General features: G+C 66.2%; 23 protein-coding genes. 15 read left to right on the top strand and 8 right to left on the bottom strand.

Translation table 11 applies throughout. From position 1 onward, the window contains the following. Nucleotides 1-19: 19 nt before the first annotated feature. Genes fdx through NX784_RS08795 form a run of 5 tightly spaced genes read left to right on the top strand, consistent with a single transcriptional unit; the run spans nt 20 to nt 3184 of the window. Nucleotides 20-358: an ISC system 2Fe-2S type ferredoxin gene (gene fdx, locus NX784_RS08815; protein ID WP_166858900.1), complete on the top strand. Its 339-nt coding sequence runs from the start codon at nt 20-22 to the stop codon at nt 356-358. Between the two features lie 17 nt (nt 359-375). After that, complete coding sequence (gene iscX, locus NX784_RS08810) at nt 376-570, top strand: Fe-S cluster assembly protein IscX (RefSeq protein ID WP_166858901.1); 195 nt, start codon at nt 376-378, stop codon at nt 568-570. Beyond that, nucleotides 557-1420 (top strand): class I SAM-dependent methyltransferase, encoded by an 864-nt coding sequence (locus NX784_RS08805; RefSeq protein ID WP_258816281.1) that lies wholly within the window; start codon nt 557-559, stop codon nt 1418-1420. The genes iscX and NX784_RS08805 overlap by 14 nt, the downstream gene beginning before the upstream one ends. 7 nt (nt 1421-1427) lie before the next feature. Next, nucleotides 1428-2465 (top strand): low-specificity L-threonine aldolase, encoded by a 1038-nt coding sequence (gene ltaE, locus NX784_RS08800; RefSeq protein WP_258816280.1) that lies wholly within the window; start codon nt 1428-1430, stop codon nt 2463-2465. Continuing rightward, on the top strand, nt 2462-3184 hold the full coding sequence (locus NX784_RS08795) for an RNA pseudouridine synthase (protein ID WP_258816279.1): 723 nt from the start codon (nt 2462-2464) through the stop codon (nt 3182-3184). Before ltaE ends, NX784_RS08795 begins: the two co-directional genes overlap by 4 nt. Nucleotides 3185-3263: 79 nt before the next feature. Here the strand turns inward: NX784_RS08795 and NX784_RS08790 are convergent, their stop codons facing one another. Further along, nucleotides 3264-4001 (bottom strand): 3-oxoacyl-ACP reductase family protein, encoded by a 738-nt coding sequence (locus tag NX784_RS08790; RefSeq protein ID WP_258816278.1) that lies wholly within the window; start codon nt 3999-4001, stop codon nt 3264-3266. 114 nt (nt 4002-4115) lie between these two features. Here NX784_RS08790 and NX784_RS08785 point away from each other — a divergent pair, with 114 nt between their 5' ends. Next, nucleotides 4116-4721 carry a TetR/AcrR family transcriptional regulator gene (locus NX784_RS08785; RefSeq protein WP_258816277.1) on the top strand — a complete coding sequence of 202 codons (606 nt, stop codon included), beginning with the start codon at nt 4116-4118 and terminating at the stop codon, nt 4719-4721. A gap of 4 nt (nt 4722-4725) precedes the next feature. On the opposite strand, the gene NX784_RS08780 is transcribed toward NX784_RS08785, so the two are convergent. Then, nucleotides 4726-5196 (bottom strand): MarR family winged helix-turn-helix transcriptional regulator, encoded by a 471-nt coding sequence (locus NX784_RS08780; RefSeq protein ID WP_258816276.1) that lies wholly within the window; start codon nt 5194-5196, stop codon nt 4726-4728. A gap of 123 nt (nt 5197-5319) precedes the next feature. Here NX784_RS08780 and maiA point away from each other — a divergent pair, with 123 nt between their 5' ends. Then, nucleotides 5320-5964, top strand: coding sequence for a maleylacetoacetate isomerase (maiA, locus tag NX784_RS08775; RefSeq protein ID WP_258816275.1), 645 nt, complete (start codon nt 5320-5322; stop codon nt 5962-5964). A gap of 55 nt (nt 5965-6019) precedes the next feature. On the opposite strand, the gene NX784_RS08770 is transcribed toward maiA, so the two are convergent. Continuing rightward, nucleotides 6020-7330 (bottom strand): ATP-binding protein, encoded by a 1311-nt coding sequence (locus NX784_RS08770; RefSeq protein WP_258816274.1) that lies wholly within the window; start codon nt 7328-7330, stop codon nt 6020-6022. Beyond that, entirely contained in the window at nt 7327-8070 is a 744-nt protein-coding gene (locus NX784_RS08765; protein WP_258816273.1) for a response regulator, read from the bottom strand. The genes NX784_RS08770 and NX784_RS08765 overlap by 4 nt, the downstream gene beginning before the upstream one ends. A 173-nt stretch (nt 8071-8243) precedes the next feature. Between NX784_RS08765 and NX784_RS08760 the strand changes: the two genes are divergently transcribed. Together NX784_RS08760 and NX784_RS08755 are read left to right on the top strand one after the other, a co-directional pair. Continuing rightward, nucleotides 8244-8942 (top strand): cytochrome c biogenesis CcdA family protein, encoded by a 699-nt coding sequence (locus NX784_RS08760; RefSeq protein WP_258816272.1) that lies wholly within the window; start codon nt 8244-8246, stop codon nt 8940-8942. A gap of 10 nt (nt 8943-8952) precedes the next feature. Next, nucleotides 8953-9453 carry a thioredoxin family protein gene (locus NX784_RS08755; RefSeq protein ID WP_258816271.1) on the top strand — a complete coding sequence of 167 codons (501 nt, stop codon included), beginning with the start codon at nt 8953-8955 and terminating at the stop codon, nt 9451-9453. Between the two features lies 1 nt (nt 9454). Here NX784_RS08755 and NX784_RS08750 read toward each other — a convergent pair whose 3' ends face one another. The 4 genes from NX784_RS08750 to NX784_RS08735 are packed head-to-tail and all read right to left on the bottom strand — an operon-like array spanning nt 9455 to nt 11752. Beyond that, a complete protein-coding gene (locus NX784_RS08750; RefSeq protein ID WP_258816270.1) occupies nt 9455-9988 on the bottom strand; it encodes an RDD family protein in 534 nt (177 codons plus the stop codon). Between the two features lie 7 nt (nt 9989-9995). After that, a complete protein-coding gene (locus NX784_RS08745) occupies nt 9996-10757 on the bottom strand; it encodes a DUF3106 domain-containing protein (RefSeq protein ID WP_258816269.1) in 762 nt (253 codons plus the stop codon). Between the two features lie 3 nt (nt 10758-10760). Then, nucleotides 10761-11186 (bottom strand): DUF3619 family protein, encoded by a 426-nt coding sequence (locus NX784_RS08740; protein ID WP_258816268.1) that lies wholly within the window; start codon nt 11184-11186, stop codon nt 10761-10763. Continuing rightward, a complete protein-coding gene (locus tag NX784_RS08735; RefSeq protein ID WP_258816490.1) occupies nt 11183-11752 on the bottom strand; it encodes an RNA polymerase sigma factor in 570 nt (189 codons plus the stop codon). Before NX784_RS08735 ends, NX784_RS08740 begins: the two co-directional genes overlap by 4 nt. A gap of 187 nt (nt 11753-11939) precedes the next feature. Here NX784_RS08735 and NX784_RS08730 point away from each other — a divergent pair, with 187 nt between their 5' ends. The 6 genes from NX784_RS08730 (at nt 11940) to pssA (ending at nt 18187) form a co-directional block, all read left to right on the top strand. Further along, entirely contained in the window at nt 11940-12572 is a 633-nt protein-coding gene (locus tag NX784_RS08730; RefSeq protein WP_258816267.1) for a glutathione S-transferase family protein, read from the top strand. A gap of 384 nt (nt 12573-12956) precedes the next feature. Beyond that, nucleotides 12957-14681, top strand: coding sequence for an acetolactate synthase 3 catalytic subunit (locus tag NX784_RS08725; RefSeq protein WP_258816266.1), 1725 nt, complete (start codon nt 12957-12959; stop codon nt 14679-14681). Beyond that, nucleotides 14681-15172: an acetolactate synthase small subunit gene (gene ilvN, locus NX784_RS08720; RefSeq protein ID WP_056136997.1), complete on the top strand. Its 492-nt coding sequence runs from the start codon at nt 14681-14683 to the stop codon at nt 15170-15172. Before NX784_RS08725 ends, ilvN begins: the two co-directional genes overlap by 1 nt. Nucleotides 15173-15284: 112 nt before the next feature. Then, nucleotides 15285-16301 carry a ketol-acid reductoisomerase gene (gene ilvC, locus NX784_RS08715; protein ID WP_166858916.1) on the top strand — a complete coding sequence of 339 codons (1017 nt, stop codon included), beginning with the start codon at nt 15285-15287 and terminating at the stop codon, nt 16299-16301. A 171-nt stretch (nt 16302-16472) separates the two neighbouring features. After that, entirely contained in the window at nt 16473-17249 is a 777-nt protein-coding gene (locus NX784_RS08710) for an SIMPL domain-containing protein (RefSeq protein ID WP_258816265.1), read from the top strand. Nucleotides 17250-17341: 92 nt separating this feature from the next. After that, entirely contained in the window at nt 17342-18187 is an 846-nt protein-coding gene (gene pssA, locus NX784_RS08705; protein WP_258816264.1) for a CDP-diacylglycerol--serine O-phosphatidyltransferase, read from the top strand. Nucleotides 18188-18221 lie beyond the last annotated feature (34 nt).

Below are 18221 nucleotides of genomic sequence, written 5' to 3'. Positions count from 1 at the left end.
CAATCGAAGAGGTCAAGAAGTGCCACAAATCGTCATCCTCCCCCATCCCGTCTTCTGCCCCGAAGGCGCCGTGCTCGAAGGCCAGAGCGGCAAGTCGATCTGCGACACGCTGCTCGAGAACGACATCGAGATCGAGCACGCCTGCGACCGCGTGTGCGCGTGCACGACGTGCCACGTGATCGTGCGCGAAGGCTTCGATTCGCTGAACGAGCAGGAGGAAAAGGAAGAGGACATGCTCGACAAGGCCTGGGGCCTCGAGCCGAACTCGCGCCTGTCCTGCCAGGCGATCATCGCCGACGAAGACCTCGTCGTCGAGATCCCGAAGTACACGATCAACCACGCAGCCGAGAACCATTGATCACGACGGAGGATTCCATGAAGTGGACCGATGTCACGGCCATCGCCGAGGCCTTGTACGAAACCTACCCGGACGTCGATCCGGCCACCGTGCGCTTCGTCGACCTGCATAACTGGGTCGTCGCGCTAGACGGCTTCGACGACGACCGCACGCGCGGCGGCGAACGCGTTCTGGAAGCCATACAGGCGGCATGGATCGATGAAGCAAAGTAAAAAGGAAGTCCCGACGATCTACGAACAGGCCCCGGAAATCAAGCCGGGCCAGTCGATCGAACTGCTGAAGGAACTGCATATCCTCACGCGCGACGGGAAGCTGAACCAGGACAGCCGGCGCAAGCTGAAGCAGGTCTACCACCTCGTGCAGTTCATCGAGCCGCTGCTCAAGGACGTTGGGGAGAGCGCCACGGTTGTTGACCACGGCGCCGGCAAGTCCTACCTGGGTTTCATCCTGTACGACCTGTTCTTCAAGGGGCGAGAGAACGCAGGCCACATCTACGGCATCGAGACCCGCGAAGAACTCGTGCAGAAATCGACGGAACTGGCCGCGCGGCTGGGCTTCCCCGGCATGTCGTTCCTGAACCTGTCCGTCGCGGAGTCGACGGAATCCGACAAGCTGCCCGCGACGATCGACGTGGTGACGGCCCTGCACGCCTGCAACACGGCGACGGACGACGCCATCGACTTCGCGCTGAAGAAGCACGCGAAGCACATCGTGCTGGTGCCGTGCTGCCAGGCCGAAGTCGCGTCCGTGCTGCGCAAGAATAAGAGCCGTGATCTGGGCCGCAGCGCGCTCACGGAGATCTGGCGCCATCCGATCCACACGCGCGAATTCGGCAGCCAGATCACGAACGTGCTGCGCTGCCTGCAGCTGGAGGCGCACGGTTACCAGGTCACCGTCACGGAACTGGTGGGCTGGGAGCACTCGATGAAGAACGAGCTGATCGTCGCGACGTATAAAAACCTGCCGCGCCGCCGGCCGGCCGAGCGCCTGCAGCAGGTGCTGGCCGAAGTGGGCCTCGAAGAACTCTCCTCGCGCTTCTACACCGAACCATCGACTGTTTGACACCGACATGAGCGACCACCACGACCGCTGGATCGACCTGCGCAGCGACACCGTCACCCAGCCGTCCGCCGCGATGCGCGCCGCGATGGCGGCGGCGCCCGTCGGCGACGACGTCTATGGCGACGACCCCACAGTCAACCGCCTGCAGGATTTCGCGGCCGAGCTGTTCGGCTTCGAAGCGGGTCTGTTCGCGCCGACCGGCACGCAGACGAACCTCATCGCGCTGATGACGCATTGCGGCCGTGGCGACGAATACCTCGTCGGCCAGGAAGCGCACACGTACAAGTACGAAGGCGGCGGCGCAGCGGTGCTGGGCTCGATCCAGCCGCAGCCCATCGCGAACCAGCCAGACGGCAGCATCGCCATCACCGACATCGCCGCGTACATCAAGCCGGACGACATGCACTTCGCGCGCACGCGCGTGCTGGCGCTGGAAAACACGATCGGCGGACGCGTACTGCCGCAGGCCTACGTGAAGGCCGCGACGGACTTCGCGCATGCGAAAGGCCTCGCCACGCACCTGGACGGCGCCCGGATCTGCAATGCGGCGGTCAAGCAGGGCATCAGCTTGCGCGACGCGGCGACCGGGTTCGACACCGTGTCCGTGTGCCTGTCGAAAGGTCTCGGCGCACCCGTAGGTTCCGTGCTGCTGGGGCCGAAGGCCTTCGTCGAGCAGGGCAAGCGCTGGCGCAAGATGCTGGGCGGCGGCATGCGCCAGGCCGGCGTCATCGCGGCCGCTGCGCATTACGCGCTGGAGCATAACGTCGCGCGCCTCGCGGACGACCACCAGAACGCGGCCGACCTATCCGCGGGCCTCGCGCGCATCGAAGCACTGACAGTAACGACGCCGCAAACGAACATCTTCTACGTCGAGATCCCGCAAGCCGCGTGCGCGCCGCTGGCGGACGCGCTGGCGCGCCAGGGCATCCGCGCATCGATCGCGCCGCACACGCGTCTCGTGACGCACCTGGACGTCACGAGCGCCGACGTGCGGACGACCATCGCCGCATTCGAATCCTTCTTCCGTTACTGGACTTTGCAATGACGCAGCCCTTGACTGAGGAAGGCATCCGTCTGGCCAAGCGCGTGGCCGAGATCGTGCCGTGCTCGCGCGCCGAAGCCGAGCGCTATGTTGCGGGCGGCTGGGTGACGGTCGACGGCGCCGTCGTCGAAGACCCGGCCACGCGCGTGACGCCTGAGCAACCGGTGGCGCTGCTGCCGGGCGCACAGCCCGTGGAGCCCGCGCCCGTGACGATCTTGCTGCACAAGCCGGCCGGCGTCGATGCGGCCGGCGCGCTGGCGCTGATCGCACCGGAGACGCTGGCGTCAGGCGGCGACACGCGCTTCCTGCGCCGGCACTTGGCGCGCCTGACTGTCGTCACGCCGCTGGAACCGGAAGCGAGCGGCTTGCTCGTGCTGAGCCAGGACTGGCGCGTGACGCGCAAGCTGGTCGACGACGGCGCGCGGATCGAACAGGAATACGTGGCCGAGGTGACGGGCGCCATTCTAGAGGATGGCCTGGCGCGCCTGAACGCAGGCATGCGCGTGCAGGGCAGGGCGACCGTGCCGCTGAAGGCCAGCTGGCAAAGCGAGGCGCGCCTGCGCCTGGCCGGCAAGGACATCCGGCCGGGGCAGGTGGCCGCCATGTGCGCGGAAGTCGGCTTGACCGTCAAGTCGCTGCGCCGGCTGCGCATCGGGCGCATCGCGCTGGGCCAGCTGCCGTCTGGGCGCTGGCGTTATCTGCACGAGACCGAACGCTTCTGATTGCCGAAGCGGCCCGGTACGCCGCGCCGCGCATCATCAACGCGCAACACATGGCCAACGTGGTCGCCATCGGCCCCGTTCAGGCCACGAAGCCCCCGTCGATCGTCAACGACGCGCCGTTGACATATCCCGCCTCGGTGCCCACGAGGTAGGCCACCAGCCCTGCGATCTCGGCATCCTGCCCCATCCGCCCGACCGGGATCTGCGCGCGCAGGTACGCGCGCACGGATTCGTCCGCGACGATCTCCGTCTCCGTCGGTCCCGGCTGCACGTTGTTCACCGTGATGCCGCGCGGCCCGAGGTCGCGCGCGAGCCCGCGCGTGAGGCCTGCGACGGCCGCCTTGCTCATCGCGTACAGGGCGACGCCCGGACCACCGGCGCGGTCCGCCACCATGCTGCCGATGTTGACGATGCGTCCGCCTTCTCCCATGTGCGGCACGGCCGCCTGCGTTGCGATGAACAGGGCGCGCACGTTGACGGCGGCGATGTGGTCGTAGTCGTCCAGCGTCGTCGCATCGAGGTCCTTGTGCACGAGGATGCCCGCGCTGTTGACGAGGATGTCGAGGCGGCCGAACTGCGTGGCCACGTCCGCGATGGCGTGCTGCAGCGCCTGCGCGTCGGCGCTGTCCGCGCGCAGCGGCAGGGCGCGGCCGCCCGCCGCGTCGATCTCGGCCGCCAGTTGCAATGCGCGGTCGTAGGCGCTGACGTACGTGAACGCGACGGTGGCGCCGTCGGCCGCGAGGCGACGGACGATGGCGGCGCCGATGCCGCGCGAACCGCCGGTGACGAATGCGACCTTTCCGGTGAGGGAGTTCATACGAGCCTTTCTGGACTGATTGGTCCAAAATTGTGAAAAAAAAGACCGGCGTGGCCGATCGCGGAGTTTTTGATTATACTGCCATTCTGGATAGATCAGTCAAGATTAAAAACGATGGCAAGAACAAAGGTATTCGACCCGGCCGCGGCGCTCGATGCGGCGGTGAAGGTGTTCTGGGAGCAGGGGTACGAGGCGACGTCCACGGACGATTTGTTGCGTGCGATGGGCATCGGCCGCCAGAGCATGTACGACACGTTCGGCGACAAGAAGCAGCTCTACCTCGCCGCGCTCGCGCATTACACGGACACGGGCGGCGCGGAGTTGCGGCGCCGGCTCGCGGCCGGGGCCTCGCCGCTGGCGGCACTGGAAGCGTTCCTGCGCCAGGTCGCGGGTGCCGACGCGGCCCTGCGCGCGCGCGGCTGCCTCAGCGTCAACGCGGTGGCGGAATTCGGCCAGGCCGACGCCGACGTGCGGGCGCTCATCGAGCGTTCGCAACGGGTCACGGAAACGATCTTCGCCGACGCTCTCGCGCGTGCGCGGCGCGCGGGCGAACTGGCCGCCGGCGTTGATCCCGCCACGGCCGCCCACTTCATCCACACGGCGATCCGCGGCATGCGCATCAGCGCGAAGGCGGGTGCCGGCGCGGCGCAACTCGGCGCGACGGTCGATTTCGTCATGGCCGCGCTGAAGGCGCACGGGACGCCCGTCGCGGAAGTGTGAACGGTCAGTCTTGCGCCTTGCCTGCCGCCTCGATCAGGTTGTCGCGCAGGCGCACGATCGCTTTCTGCAGCGCGGGGAATTCCTCTGGACTCAGGCCCGATGCGGCGACCGTCTGCTTGCCGAATCCGAGGCCCTTCTCGCGCAGTGCGCGGCCGGCATCCGTGAGGGAGATCCGCACGTTGCGCTCGTCTTCCTTGTCGCGTTCGCGGCGGAGGTAGCCCATCGCTTCCAGCCGCTTGAGCATCGGGGTGACGGTGCTCGGCTCCAGGAACAGCTTTTCGCTGAGGCTCTTCACGGTCTGGTGGTCTTCTTCCCACAGGGCGATGATGGCCAGGTATTGCGGGTAGGTGAGGCCCAGCGCATCCAGCACGGGCTTGTAGACGCGCGAATACGCGAGGTTCGTGGAGTAGATCGCGAAGCACATGAAGTCCGCCATGCGGGCGGCCTTGGCGCGGGTGGTGTTGTCGGTTGCCATGGCGTCGAAAAAGTTATCGTGATAACCGTTATCGTACTTGAAAACGACGGGAAGCGCTGCTAGACTTTGCTACACGATTTCTTTAATAATCATTATTTCGATAACCAATTCGAGGAGCCACCGATGAAACTGTACGACGCCGCCATCTCGTCCGCCGCCGCGCGCGTGCGCATCACCCTCGCGCTGAAAGGCATCGCCGTCGAGCGCATCCCCGTCGAGATCGTGGGCAGCGGCGCGGAGAACCGCCGGCCGGCCTACCTGGACGTGAATCCGCAAGGCCTCGTCCCGGCGCTGCTGACGGACGACGGCGTGCTGCTGACGCAATCGCTGGCCATCGTCGAGTACCTGGACGAAGTCTATCCACAGTCGCCGCTGCTGCCGTCCGACGCCGCGACGCGGGCGTGGGTGCGTGCCTTCGTGCTGGCCGTGCTGGCCGAGACGCATGCGATCGTGACGCCGCGCGTCGTGAACCATCTGGCGAGCCTGCCGGGATCCGACGAGACGACGGCGCCCGCGTGGCGCCGGCATTGGACGGCAGAGGGCATCGACGCGCTGGAAGCGCTGCTGGCGCGGCGTCACGCCGTCGTGCCCAGCCGTTTCTGTGCGGGCGATACGCCGGGCCTCGCGGACGTGTTCCTGTTCCCGCAGGCGCTGAACGCGGGGCGCGTGGACTTGCCGCTGGCGCGCTGGCCGCACGTGGAGGCGATCGCGCGGCGGCTGGCCGATATCCCGGCGTTTGCCGACAACGCGCAGGCCACGTTGCGGTGACGGGTAGGGTGGACGGCTCTGCCGTCCACCCTACGAGAGCCGCGAGCATCGACGTTTACGGGAGCGTGAGGCGTGCTTCCAATCCACCCTCCGGCCGGTTGTGCAACGTGAGCGTCCCGCCGAGACTCCCCGCGAGCTGGCGCGCGATGGCGAGCCCGAGGCCCGTGCCGCCCGTGTCGCGGTTGCGCGACCCCTCGAGCCGGAAGAACGGTTCGAACACGGCTTCCAGCTGCTCGGCGGGGATGCCGGGACCGTCGTCCAGCACGCGCACGAGCACCGCGCCTTGGCTGTCGCGGCCAACGACGATGGACGCGCCGCCGCCGTAGCGCAGCGCATTGTCGACGAGGTTGCCGACGATGCGGCGCAACGCTTTCGGGCGCGTCTGCACGGGCGCGCCGATGCGGCCCTCCAGCGTGACGGCACTGCCCGCGTCGCGGTAGTCCAGCACGAGGCTGTCGAGCTGCGCGTCGAGGTCGATGGCGCGCGCCGGCTCCCGTTCGCCGTGCATGGCGCGCGCATAGCCGATGCCGTCCTTGACGAGGCCCTGCAATTCCTCGAGGTCCGCGCGCAAGCGCGGCTGCTGCGCTTCGTCGTCCATCAGGTCCACGCGCAGGCGCATGCGCGTGATCGGTGTCTGCAAATCGTGCGAGATGGCGGCGAGGATGCGCACGCGCTCGTCGACGTACGCGGCGATGCGGCGCTGCATGGCGTTGAACGCGCGCGCCGAACGCAGGACTTCCGATGGCCCCCGTTCCGGCAGCTCGACGGGCCGCAGGTCGGGACCCAGCGCATCGGCCGCTTCGGCCAGGGTGCGCAGCGGGCGCACGGCCTGGCGCACGGCGAGCCAGCAGCACGCGGCGAGGATCGCCAGCTGCGTCGCGAGCATGTACGGCAGCCACGGCGACAGCGGCACGCCGCGCATCGGCACGACGTCGATGGTCAACGGCGAGCCGTCCGTGAGGCGCAGGTGGACCTGCATGCGCCCGCTGTTTCCGAGGCCGTTCACGGTGAGCGGATAGCTGCGCCCGATGCCTTGCGCGATCGAAGCGGCGATCTGCGCCGACAGCTTCTCGTCCGGCATCGCGCCGATCGTCTCGCCCGGGCCGAGGATGAAACGGTAGCTGCGGCGCGCGAGCCGCGGCAGCCACGCGGGCCGCTCGGCCGCCGGCAGCAGGTCGAGCAGGGCGACGGAGCTCGCCACCTCGCGCTCCACATAACCCATCATCAGTTGCGTCGTCGCCTGGTCGCGTTCCGTGAACGTGAGCGCGACGGACAGGCCCTGTGCCAGCGCGAGCCCGGCGAACAGGATCAGCGCGAGGCGCGCGTACAGGCTGCGCGGCCAGGGGATGGCCCACCGCGTGTTCATGCCGTCCGGCCCTCCAGGATCGTCACCTCGGCCGAGAACACATAACCTTCGTTGCGCAAGGTCTTGATGTAGCGGGGCTCGCGCGCGCCGTCGCCCAGGCGCTGGCGCAGGCGGCTCACGAGCAGGTCGATCGAGCGGTCGAAGAATTCCGCGTCGTTGCCGTGCGTGAGGCCCAGCAGCTGGTCGCGCGACAGCACGCGCTGCGGATGGTCGAGGAAGACGCGCAGCAGGCGGTACTCCGCGCCGCTCATCGCGACTTCGACGCCGTCTGCGTCGAGCAGGTGGCGCCCGACGGTGTCGAGGCGCCAGTCGCCGAACGCGATCAGTTTCGCGGCCTCCGTCACTTGCAGGTTCGGCGGCATCATGCGCGTGCGGCGCAGCACGGCGCGGATGCGCGCCAGCAGCTCGCGCACGGCGAACGGCTTCGGCACGTAGTCGTCCGCGCCCAGCTCCAGGCCGACGACGCGGTCGGTTTCGTCGTCGCGCGCCGTCAGCATCACGATGGGAATCGCGCGGTGTTTGCCCGCCCGTAGTTCGCGGCACAACATGAGGCCGTCGTCGCCGGGCATCATGATGTCGAGCAGGATCAGGTCGGGCGGCGCCTGCAGCAGCGCGTTCTTCATCTCGCGGCCGTTGGCGGCCAACGTGACGCGCAGGCCCTGCTTTTCCAGGTAGGCGCCGACCAGTTCGCGGATGCCGCGGTCGTCGTCGACGACCAGCACGTGGTCGTTATCGTTCATGCTCACTCCTCGGATGGTTGCGGGGCCTACTGTAGCGCGGCGCACCGGCGTCATTATGTCCGAATGTGTCGAGGGCGGCACGGGACACATGGCCTGACAAAACGGGGCGTTGCGGACACATCGCGCACACATGGCGGGCGTCCAATGGAGGCTCACGAATTCAGGAGCCTTCCATGACGAACCCGATCGAATCCCCGCTCGCGCTGCTGGCCGGCCTGGCCACGGTGGCGTCCCCGTGCGTGCTGCCCGTGCTGCCGTTCCTGCTCGGCGCCAGCGTCGAACAATCGAACCGCCGCCGGCCGCTGCTGATCGTGGCCGGCTTCGTGCTGTCGTTCTCCGCGTTCGCGCTGGCGCTGGGCGCCGTGTCGAGCGCCGCGCAGCTCGCGCAGGAGACGCTGCGCAATCTCGCCATCGTGCTGCTCGGCGTATCGGGCCTGCTGCGCATCTGGCCGCGTCCGTGGGACCTGCTCGTCGAGCGCGTCCGCCTGGTGTGGGCCAGCGTGCGCGGCGGGCGTGCCGACGCAGTGCCCAGGCAGAGCGGCGCCTTCGTGCTGGGCCTGTCGCTGGGCGCCGTGTGGACGCCGTGCGCGGGCCCCGTGCTGGCCTCCATCCTCGCCCTCGTCGTGCAGGCGCACGACCCGGCGCGCGCCGTACGGCTCGTCGGCCTGTACGCGCTGGGCGCCGCGCTGCCGATGCTGGCACTGATCCACGGTGGCCAGGCGATCGTGCAGCGCGTGCGCGGCGTCGCCCGCCACGCCGTTGCGCTGCAGCGCGCGTTCGGTGTGCTCGTGCTGGCCAGCGCGGCCGCGATCTGGTTCCAGGTCGACACGCAGATCGCTGCCCACGTCCCGTCCATTTTCCCCACCCTGTAAGGAGTTCATCATGCACAACGCCATCCGTTCCCTCGCCGCCGCCGTCGTCACGTTCGCCGCCGCCAGTGCGCATGCCGCCCCCGCACCGGAGTTCGCGGGCATCGACAACTGGATCAACAGCGCGCCCCTGTCGATGCAGCAGTTGCGCGGCAAGGTCGTCCTGGTGGATTTCTGGACATACGACTGCATCAACTGCCAGCACGTGCTGCCGTACGTGAAAGGCTGGCACGACAAGTACAAGGACCAGGGCCTCGTCGTCGTGGGCGTGCACACCCCGGAATACGGCTTCGAGCGCAACCTGAACAACCTCAAAACGGCCGTGCAGCGCAACGCCATCACGTTCCCGGTCGCGCAGGACAACCGGTACGCGACCTGGACCGCGTACAACAACCAGTTCTGGCCCGCGTTCTATCTCGTCGATAAAAAGGGCGACGTCGTGTACACGCACTTCGGCGAAGGGGATTACGCGCAGACCGAGGCGACGATCCGCAAGCTGCTGGCGCAGCGCTGAGTCAGGAGGCTTCGGCCGGCGCGGCGGCGGGCGCCGCCGTCTTCTTCGGCAGCGCGACGACGCGCGTGCCCGCGAGGCGGTCGTGCAGGAACTGGCGGTCGCGGTCGAACAGGGTCGTCAGGCTCCAGCCGGCGATGCCGACGGCGATGGCGACGCCGACCTGGCTCTTGTCCTTCAGGCCCAGCGCCGTGCAGGCGAGGAGGGCGGGCAGGAACCAGCCCCAGGCCAGCAGGTAGCGCACGACGGCCGTCGTCAGCGGCAGGCGCGCGCCGGCATTCGTCACGACCTGCATGCGCCACGTCTTCATGGCGAGAGTGTGGCCGCTGTTGGTCCAGCCCCAGACGAAATAGCCGCCGGTGACGACGAACAGCCAGACCTTCAGGCCGAACTGGAATACGGGCGCGTGGTTGTTGCGCGTGACGAGCAGATACAGCGCCACCGCCAGCATGTCCACGGCCAGCAGCAGGAAGGTCTCGTAGACCATCGCGATCAGGCGGCGCTTGATGCTGGGCGTGGTGCCGGCGGTATCGGACATGTGGGTCTCAGGCGTTGTTGGGCGAGATGCCCCAGTTGGCCGGCACCTGCTTTTCCGGCTCCGGTGCGGGTTGCGGCGCAGCGGGCGGCTGCACCGGCGGTGGCGCGGGCGTGGCGGGCTGGGTTGGCGGCACGCAGGGCGGGGCCGCGGACACCGTGTTCTTGACCGTGCCGGCCGGGCACGACGTCGCACCCTGGCCCAGCGGCGCAACGACCTTGCCGCTGGCCTGCGACGGCACGACGCGCGGCGTCTTGCGGGCGGTGGCGGAGGCGGCCAGCTTTTTCTTCTGCTCTTCCGGCAGCTGCTGGTAGCTTTCCCATGTGGCGTTCTTTTGCTCGGGGGCGATCTTGCGGGTGCGCGTATAGGTTTCGCGCGCCAGTTCGCGCTGCTCGGGCGTCAGCTTGGCCCATTCGCGCATGCGTTCATGCACGCGGTCCTGTTCTTCCGGTTTCATCGCGGCGAAGCGGTTGGCGAGCTGCAGCCACTTCTGCTTGCGTACGCCGTCCATCGAATCCCATTCGCCTTGCAGCGGCTGCAGGGCCACCTGCTGGGCGGGCGTGAGGCTGCGCCACAGCGGCTTGTCGCCGCTCTTGCGGTTGCCCGTGGCGCGCGACGGTTCGGGATGCGTGGCGGGCGCGGCGCCCACGGCCGCTGCGTGCGTCGACGCGGCGGGATGGGACGCGTTTTGCTCGTTGATGGTCAGTATGGTCGCGCCAACGAGCACGACGGCAGCGACGGCGCCGGCAACTTTGAGCTTGTTAGCCGCCATCCTTTACTGGGCTCGCTGCGGCTGTTGCTGTGCCTGCTGCTGTTGTGCCAGGTAGGCGTTGAATCCGTGGTCGGTGTAGGCGGTCAGGGGCAGGTCGTCGGACAGCACGGCCGCATCCAGCTCGGCCAGTTCGGCCACGCGCTGCTCGCGTTCGTACTGGTACACGCCGACCATGCCGGCGACCATCGCCAGCAGCGGGGCGACGACGGCGGCGCGCGCCACCCATTGCATCGAGAACAGCGAGCCGACATCGAACGCGGCACGCTGGCGCGCCTGCTTACCGCGGGCCGGCGCGTCGGCCTTCTTGCGAGCGAGCGCCTGCGCGCGCGCAGCCGCCAGGCGGTCGGTCGTCGACGCCGGCAGCTTGTCGAGGTTGTCGTTCAGGGCATGGCGGATCTTGTACGCCAGGTTGATGTCGTCGGTGTTCATAATTTAATTCCCTTGGCCTCCAGGGCTTTCTGCAGGGTATGCGTAGCGCGAGAACAATGTGTTTTTACACTGCCCTCGGAGCATCCCATCGCTTCGGCCGTCTCGGCCACGTCCATGTCCTGCCAGTAACGCATGAGGAACGCTTCCCGTTGACGCGCCGGTAGCTTTTGTACCTCTTCCTCGATCAAACGCAGGGTTTCCGCCCGTTCGACCTGGTCCGCGCTCGACTCGGCGGCGGCCGTCCCTTCCTCGGCTTCGTAAGAGGCAAGTATATCAAACTCCTCGTCGTCGTCGTCCCGGCGGCCGAGGCCTCCGAAGAGGCTGACCCAGGTGTTCCGGACCTTTTCGCGGCGGAAGTAATCGAGGATCGTGTTCTGCAGGATGCGCTGGAAAAGCATCGGCAATTCGGCCAGGGGCTTGTCGCCGTACTTCTCCGCAAGCTTGATCATGGCGTCCTGAACGATGTCGAGCGCTGCCTCGTCCTTGCGGACCGCGTACGCCGCCTGCTTGAAGGCGCGCCGCTCGACACTCTCGAGGAAGTCGTTGAGTTCTTTATCAGTGGCCATGCGATAAGTGGTGGACGCCACGGGTACGTTGCCTGTGGCTTTTCGGAAAACTTTCGAATGCTAGCAAAATTTACGGATGACCGCACCCGAAACCGGCGAACCGCGCGTACGTAGTTTCCGGCATGGTCGCTGCGGGCTTGTCGTTTTGCATCTAGAATGGTCGAGTTGACATGATTGGGAGGCAGGCATGATGCGAGTCCTCGGCAAGGCAAGTTCGATCAACGTGCGCAAGGTCTTGTGGACCTGCGCGGAACTCGGCCTCCCGTTCGAGCGTGAGGACTGGGGCAGCGGTTTCCGCTCGACGCAGGATCCGGCGTTCGTCGCGCTGAATCCGAACGCGATGGTGCCGGTGCTGGTCGACGGCGACGGTGCCGTCGTGCTTTGGGAGTCGAACACGATCTGCCGCTACCTGGCCACGCGCTACGGTGACGGGCGCTTGCTCCCTGTCGATGCGGTGGCGCGGGCGAAAGTGGAGCAGTGGATGGACTGGCAGGCGACCGAGTTGAACAATGCGTGGCGCTACGCGTTCATGGGGCTCGTGCGGGGCAGTGCCGCGCACCAGGATCCGGAGCTGATCGCGGCGAGCCTCGCCGGCTGGAACCGGCAGATGGGCTTGCTCGAACGGCAACTGGCGTCGGCGGGCGACTATGTGACCGGTGCGGCATTCTCGCTGGCCGACGTCGTGCTGGGCCTGTCCGCGCACCGGTGGCGCAAGACGCCGATGCGCGAGCGTCCCGACTATCCGGCGGTCGCGGTCTGGATGGCACGCCTTGCGGCACGGCCCGGTGCCGGCGCGTGGTTGCCCGACGATACGGCTTGAGCCGGCACCGCCCAAATGTCATGAAAAAATAATTATTTATCTTGACCAGAATGGTGCAACGCAGTAAGGTATGGAACGCTTTGCACCCCCGAAGCTTATTGTCAAGCCAGCTTGTCACACAACGTCAACCTCGGCATGACGCGCTTTCACAATGTAGGCAGTTTGCTCCAACCCGTGCCACAAGCGCGAGAGATTCGCATTCCGCTACAGTAACTCAAGCCGAACGAGTTGCGTCCAGCGCCGGTTCGTAAGGATCCTACGGCATCCTGAAAGATCGACGTGACCGCAGAAAGAAGGGAAGCATGAGCACTGTTGCGTGACACGTATCTCGTCAGGGACGAGCATCCGATCAATCTCCCTATGGGTTTTGAAAGGAAACGTATCATGAGTAACGACGCAGCAGCTCCCATCACGGGCGCTGAGATCGTAGTCCGTTGCCTGGCGGAAGAGGGCGTGAAGCACGTCTTCGGTTACCCCGGCGGAGCGGTTCTCTACATCTACGACGCCATCTTCAAGCAGGACAAATTCCAGCACATCCTGGTACGCCACGAGCAGGCAGCCGTGCACGCGGCCGACGCGTATTCGCGTTGCTCGAACGAAGTCGGCGTTTGCCTGGTCACGTCCGGTCCGGGCGTCACCAATGCCGTCACCGGCCTCTCCACCGCATACATGGATTCGATTCCGATGGTCGTGATTTCCGGCCAGGTGCCGACCGCGGCGATCGGTCAGGACGCTTTCCAGGAATGCGACACCGTGGGCATCACGCGCCCGGTGGTGAAACACAATTTCCTCGTCAAGGACGTCAAAGACCTTGCCGATACGATCAAGAAAGCCTTCTATATCGCACGCACCGGCCGTCCGGGCCCTGTGCTCGTCGATATCCCGAAGGACGTGAGCATGCAGAAGGCGACGTATTCGTACCCGAAAGAGGTCGAGATGCGTTCCTACCGCCCCGTCGACAAGGGCCACGCCGGCCAGATCCGCAAGGCGGTGCAGCTGCTGCTGGCGGCCGAGCGTCCGATGATCTACACGGGCGGCGGCGTCATCCTCGCCAATGCATCGAACGAACTGAACAAGCTGGTCGAGAAGCTCGGCTTCCCGATCACGAACACGCTGATGGGCCTGGGCGCCTACCGCGCCACCGACAAGAAGTTCGTCGGCATGCCGGGCATGCACGGCACGTATGAAGCGAACATGGCGATGCAGCACTGCGACGTCCTGATCGCCATCGGCGCCCGCTTCGACGACCGCGTGATCGGCAACCCGAAGCACTTCGCGACCAACCCCCGCAAGATCATCCACATCGACATCGACCCGTCGTCGATCTCGAAGCGCGTGAAGGTCGATATCCCCATCGTCGGCAACGTCAAGGACGTGCTGATCGAAATGCTGTCGCAGCTGGATGCCGCCGAACAGCGTCCGAATCCGGCCGTGCAGAAATGGTGGCAGCAGATCGAAGAGTGGCGCGGCCGCGACTGCCTGCGCTATGCGACCTCCGATGAACTCATCAAGCCGCAGTCCGTCGTCGAGAAGCTGTGGGAAGTGACGGGCGGCGATGCCTACGTCACGTCCGACGTGGGCCAGCACCAGATGTGGGCCGCGCAATACTATCCGTTCGACAAGCCGCGCCGCTGGATCAACTCCGGCGGCCTGGGCACGATGGGTGTCGGCCTGCCGTACGCGATGGGCGTGCAGATGGCGAACCCGGGCGCGACCGTGGCCTGCATCACGGGCGAGGGTTCCATCCAGATGAACATCCAGGAACTCGCGACCTGCAAGCAGTATCACCTGACGCCGAAGATCATCCTCCTGAACAACCGCTTCCTGGGCATGGTGCGCCAGTGGCAGGAACTCGACTACGGCTCGCGCTATTCCGAGTCGTACATGGATTCGCTGCCCGACTTCGAGAAGCTGGCCGAGGCCTACGGCCACGTCGGCATGCGCATCGAGAAGCCGGGCGACGTCGAGGGCGCGCTGCGCGATGCCTTCGCCATGAAGGACCGCCTGGTGTTCATGAACTTCATTACCGACCGCAGCGAAAACGTCTGGCCGATGGTCAAGACGGGTAAGGGCCTGTCGGAAATGCTGCTCGGATCGGAGGACCTGTAATGCGACACATCATCTCCGTCCTGCTGGAAAACGAAGCCGGCGCGCTGTCGCGCGTCGTGGGGCTGTTCTCGGCACGCGGCTACAACATCGAGACGCTGACCGTGGCGCCGACCGAAGACGCCACCTTGTCGCGCATGACCATCGTGACGACGGGCTCGGACGACATCATCGAGCAGATCACCAAGCACCTGAACCGCCTCATCGAAGTGGTGAAGGTGGTCGACCTCACCGAAGGCCAGCACATCGAGCGCGAGCTCATGCTGATCAAGGTCAGGGCAGTGGGCAAGGAGCGCGAGGAAATGAAGCGCACCGCCGACATCTTCCGCGGCCGCATCATCGACGTGACGGAAAAAACGTACACGATCGAGCTGACGGGCGCGAAGACCAAGCTGGACGCCTTCATCGACGCCATCGACCGCGCCTCGATCCTCGAAACCGTCCGCACGGGCGGTTCCGGCATCGGCCGCGGCGAGCGCATCCTCAAGGTGTGATCGGCCAGAGACCTCGATCGAAACGTAGGGTGGGCACCCCGTGCCCACGCGTGACGCCGGCAGACCCGCGGCGACATTAACGATATAAATAATTAAGCAAACAGGATACAAAATGAAAGTTTTCTACGACAAAGACTGCGACCTCTCCCTCATCAAAGGCAAGAACGTCGCCATCATCGGCTACGGCTCGCAAGGCCACGCACACGCCCAGAACCTGACGGAATCGGGCGTCAACGTCACCGTCGGCCTGCGCCGCGGCGGCGCCTCGTGGGGCAAGGTCGAGCAGGCCGGCATCAAGGTCGCTGAAGTCAACGAAGCGGTCAAGAACGCCGACGTCGTCATGATCCTGCTGCCGGACGAGAACATCGCCGACGTCTACAAGAACAACGTCGAGCCGAACATCAAGCAGGGCGCCGTGCTGGCGTTCGCGCACGGCTTCAACGTGCACTACGGCCAGGTCGTGCCGCGCGCCGACCTCGACGTGATCATGGTCGCACCGAAGGCCCCGGGCCACACCGTGCGCGGCACCTACCGCCAGGGTGGCGGCGTGCCGCACCTGGTCGCCGTGTACCAGGACAAGTCGGGCGCAGCCCGCGACATCGCCCTGTCGTACGCGATGGCCAACGGTGGCGGCAAGGCCGGCATCATCGAAACCAACTTCCGTGAAGAAACCGAAACCGACCTGTTCGGCGAGCAGGCCGTGCTGTGCGGCGGAGCCGTCGAGCTGATCAAGGCCGGCTTCGAGACGCTGGTGGAAGCCGGCTACGCGCCGGAAATGGCGTACTTCGAGTGCCTGCACGAACTGAAGCTGATCGTCGACCTGATCTACGAAGGCGGCATCGCCAACATGAACTACTCGATCTCGAACAACGCGGAATACGGCGAATACGTCACCGGCCCGCGCGTCGTGACCGAAGACACCAAGAACGCGATGCGTGCCGTCCTGAAGGACATCCAGACCGGCGAATACGCCAAGTCGTTCATCCTGGAAAACAAGGCCGGCGCACCGACCTTGATCTCGCGTCGTCGCCTGAACGCCGAGCACCAGATCGAGACGGTCGGCGCACAGCTGCGCGCGATGATGCCGTGGATCGCCAAGAACAAGCTGGTCGACCAGTCGAAGAACTGATCGGCTTCCGCTGATGTAAAAATCGCCTCCGCTTGCGGGGGCGATTTTTTTTGTGTCCCTCGTTTGCATTCATTTGCAACTTTCCATTACATAAACTCGACTTTGTCGCAAAACCGGCTATCGTTCTCCTGCCGCGGCACCGCGCCGCGAACCGAATCAAGGAGAACAACAATGTCCATCAAAAAACGGGTCCTGTTGACCGCACTGAGCCTTGCGCTGGCCGCGCAGGTGCACGCCCAGGCCGCGCCGGCGGCCGCCACCACGAGCGGCACCCTCGTGATCGTGCCCGCGTTCGGCGAGGTCAAGCATGCGAACGACGAGGCGACCGTCAGCTTCGCCGTCGAAGAGCAGGACAAGGACCGTGCGGCTGCCACCGCGCGCGTCAACCAGAAGATGAAGCAGGGCACCGAGATCGTGCGCCGCGAAGACCCGCAGGCGGAACTCAAGACGGTTGGCTATTACACGGTGCCCGTCTATCCGGAAGTGCCGGACGGCCCCCGTCCGCTGGCGAATCCGGCCGTGCGCCGCGTGCCGATCGGCTGGCGCGTGGGCCAGTACCTCGAAGTCAAAACGCGCAACCTGCAGGCGCTGCCGAAGACCGCCGCGGCCGCGCAGAAAGTGCTGAACCTGAACGGCATCGACTACCACGTGAGCCCGGAACTGGCGAAGCGCCTGGACGACGAGCGCATCGCGGCCACGTACCGCAACCTGAACGAGCGCATCGCATCGATCGCGCGCGCGATGGGCCGCAACGTGAACGACGCCGTCATCGACACGGTCGACTTCGAAGGCAGCGGCAACTATGCCGGCGGCCAGGCCGAGGCGGCACCGGCGCTGATGCGGATGTCGGCCAAGCGCGCCGACGTGGCCGAGATGCCGGAGCCGAGCTTCGAGCCGGGCGAGACGACCTTGCAGATGCGCCTCGTCGGCAAGGTGAAATTCCGCTGACGTGACCGGTAGTAGTTCGCTAACAGAGGGGCGCGACCGATATAATGGTGTCGTCGCGCGGACCCTGCGCATTGCTTAAGAAAAAGAAACCTATGCCGACACTACCCCGACGCCGCAAACCCGGCGCCATCAAGGCGCCACGCTTCGGTCGCCCCGGCCGGACCGGCCCGGCCCGCCCGCGCCGGGGCATCTACCTGCTGCCCAACGCCTTCACGACGGCCGCGCTGTTCGGCGGCTTCTACGCGATCGTGATGGCGATGAACCAGCGCTTCGACCATGCCTGCTGGGCCGTGTTCATCGCGATGGTGCTGGACAGCCTCGATGGCCGCGTGGCCCGGCTGACGAACACGCAATCGGAATTCGGCGCCCAGTACGACAGCCTGTCCGACATGGTGTCGTTCGGCGCGGCCCCGGCACTCGTCATCTACGAATGGTCGCTGCGCGGCCTGGGCAAGCTGGGGTGGATCGCCGCGTTCGTCTACTGCGCCGGTGCCGCGCTGCGGCTGGCCCGCTTCAACACGAACATCGAGGTCGTCGACAAGCGCTTCTTCCAGGGCTTGCCGAGCCCGGCCGCCGCCGCGCTCGTCGTCGGCGTCGTGATGTTCATGAGCGACCCGGACATCAACATCGACGCGCGCAAGGTCGACTGGATTTCGTGGACCATCACGCTGTTCGCCGGCCTGACGATGGTCTCGAACATTCCGTTCTACAGCTTCAAGGACGTGAATTTCCGCAAGTCGGTACCGTTCATCGTCGTGTTCCTGATCGCGCTGGGCCTCGCGTTGCTGGCGATCGCGCCGCAAGTCATCCTGTGGCCGCTGTTCGTCGTGTACGGCCTGTCCGGCTACACGATCTACTTCTGGCGCCTCGCCAAGGGCAAGCCCGTCAGCATCATCCAGACGGACGAGGAACCCCTCGACCCGAGCGAGCGGCGCTGATCGCCCGGCCATGCATACGACAACGCCCCTCGCG

Source organism: Massilia pinisoli, assembly GCF_024753285.1.
GTDB classification, from domain to species: domain Bacteria; phylum Pseudomonadota; class Gammaproteobacteria; order Burkholderiales; family Burkholderiaceae_D; genus Telluria; species Telluria pinisoli.
Note: the sequence above shows the minus strand (reverse complement) of the source record. Positions and strands in the feature narration are given on the sequence as shown.